Below are 1,765 nucleotides of genomic sequence, written 5' to 3'. Positions count from 1 at the left end.
CGCTTCCAACTTGAACTCCAAGGTGTAGCGTGACCGCGAAAGTTTTGTTGTTGCCATGAAAAAATCTCCTTGAACCAAAGTATAAAAACACTCCAGTTAACGAGTCCATCTTTTGGGGGCAAGGTCAATTCTGGGTACCGTTTACAGTATGACCATCTGCGATTTGTGAGTATATCGATCCGGAACCCGCCCGAGTCATAGCGACTAATTTCTGGTCTACTCCTGTCCAAATAACCTCTAATGGATAGGCTGTCACGTCGACTTTATCGCCTGGTTTCTTAGGCTGAGGTACTTTTTGCTTATACCCACGTAATGCGTTTCTAACATCGTCTTTCAATATTTTTTCAATCGAGACTTTATTAACAACGTTAGGATTATTCTTGATCCATGCATCAATCTTAATAAAAACCTTGTGAATAGTCGAATCTGTCAACACAAACAATGTGTGCTTTTTTCCGCTACTCTCTGAATCTGTGAGCGCAGCTGCGTCAGTATTCAGATCAAAGTAAACTTCATGCCATTTTATACTATCTGATACGAAACACCGAAGTTGATGAGGTACTAATGCACTTGGTGGCCTTTGTGTGCCAACTCGACTAAGATCAGATGTGATCGCTCGCTGCAATTGCAATGCGTAGGTAGATCTAAGTCGACCTACACGTACCAGCGAACATTGTGAAGGATCGGAAAACTTTAACTGTTCGGCCTCATGCCAGGTATGAAGCTTTTTTTTGTTCCATTCAATTGCTATAAACTGATCCGTATTGCGTAAATTATTCATAACTGTAATTGGCAGACCGTCTTTTGCAATCAATGTGGACGACCCGGGGTTAACTGCCCGAACACTTCCCTCGCAAACTAGCAATGTACGTTCCTTCAATTTTTCAGGTCTAACCAGATCACATGCTGGCGTCACTATTGCATAAGCTCTGTCTGGAATGGACAAATTAAATGCTTGCGCATCAACGAAAATATCACCAGTAAAAAAGTAACCCTGTGCCGGCCCCTCTTTTGCAGCTTCTTCAGAACGGAGCATCGCTTCCGAATGCATCATATTTGCGGAATACAGTCGAGATACTGCATGCGTAACTCCAAAACGAGCTCGCGGCAAGTCCTTCAACTCTAATTGATCGAGAGACCTCGCTAAATCCCAAACTTCACCCTGTCCTTCAACTTCGTGAGCCAAAAACTCCAGCAACATTTCAACAACATAAGAGCCAAGTTTGATTTTTTCAACTGCTATCGTATTGTGATAAAGTACGAAATAATCGGCTAAATCAAGTGCGCGAAGTTGATGCATAACTTTCTTAGCGGCTCCTTCTATCCCGCCCTGAAAAGCCTTCATCTTGTCACGGAGATCACCGAGGAGTTCTAATGACTGAGTATAACTTCCTAAAACCCGAGAAAGCTCATCTCCATTTGTGAAAATTGCCTTGTCTAGATCTTCAAATTCAGACTGAAATAACTCAGCATCGCGCCGGAATAATTCACGTTTCTCGGGGAGTACTGTTTTAAGGGAAGACATCAGAAAAACAAATGGCTTGCAATCTTTGTGCACAGTCGATAGAGATTTAAATACCTTAACTGCATCCACATGTGTTACATCACTTTTAGCACCTTCTTTTAACTTCAAGTCAATGGCGATGTTCGCATTAGGTAGTGATATTTGCTAAAGTACCCTATTGGTGTACGTTTGGAGAGCATCGTGAGGCAATCCCAATTCAAAGCGTTGATGGCGAGTCTGGGGAAGCTGACCAGCAAACAA

Annotated in this window: 1 protein-coding gene; it reads right to left on the bottom strand. The window is 42.6% G+C overall.

Annotated elements, in window-relative coordinates; all coding sequences use genetic code 11:
* Positions 1 to 124: 124 nt before the first annotated feature.
* On the bottom strand, positions 125 to 1,633 hold the full coding sequence (locus EO766_RS18090; RefSeq protein WP_287101782.1) for a hypothetical protein: 1,509 nt from the start codon (positions 1,631 to 1,633) through the stop codon (positions 125 to 127).
* Positions 1,634 to 1,765 lie beyond the last annotated feature (132 nt).

This window comes from Hydrotalea sp. AMD (genome assembly GCF_004100315.1).
Lineage (GTDB): Bacteria > Bacteroidota > Bacteroidia > Chitinophagales > Chitinophagaceae > Hydrotalea > Hydrotalea flava.
Note: the sequence above shows the minus strand (reverse complement) of the source record. Positions and strands in the feature narration are given on the sequence as shown.